Origin of the sequence: Streptomyces sp. MB09-01 (assembly GCF_033794505.1) — a bacterium.
Lineage (GTDB): Bacteria > Actinomycetota > Actinomycetes > Streptomycetales > Streptomycetaceae > Streptomyces.
In genome coordinates this window covers 1-636 of record NZ_JARAYQ010000606.1, presented here as the reverse complement: position 1 = coordinate 636, position 636 = coordinate 1, and the positions used below count along the sequence as shown (strand labels likewise).

1 pseudogene is annotated in these 636 nt (G+C 68.4%); it reads right to left on the bottom strand.

The annotated features are described in order from the left end of the window. Positions 1-536 (bottom strand): annotated as a pseudogene (locus tag PV721_RS43695) (helicase); the annotation flags it as partial. Positions 537-636: the final 100 nt, after the last annotated feature.

Genomic DNA, 636 nt, shown 5'->3' with positions numbered 1-636 from the left:
ATGGCCTGCACGATGTCCACCGCCGATCCCTTGGGGTCGATCAGGGCCACGCTGTCCGTTGCCCGGATATCGACCCCTTCGCCCAGGACCCGGCAATTCGACAGCACCGCCCGCCCGGCCCTGCGCCCGAAGTCGGCGAGGACCGACTGTCGGTGGGAGCCGTCGTGTTCCCCGCACAGCCATCCCGACCACACCCGCTCCGGATGCCGCCCCGGGTCGACCGCATGCAGCCGGGATGCGACCCGCTCCAGCCCCGAGGCGAAGGCCTCCGCCTCCACCGTGCGGTGGTGGAACGTGATGGTGGTCTGCAGCCCGTGCTCGGCCATCGTCTCCAGCAGCGCGGTCTGCGTTGCGGCGAGCCGTTGTCCGCGCAGCTGTTCCTCGTACCGCTCCTCACTCACCAGCCGTTCCGGAGTGACGACCGGGTCGGTGAGTTCCGCGACGACAATCTGGTACTTCGCCAAAAGCCCACGGGAAATAGCCGAAGCGAGCGACAACTCATAAACCACCGGCCCGAAAACCCGCTCATCGTCCATCGAGCACGCGAGTTCCTTCGGCAGCCGGTCCCAACGAGGCCGAGGGACGTAGACCCGCCCCTCGACCTCCGCCTCCTCACGCTCCCTGCGCTCCGTCTCC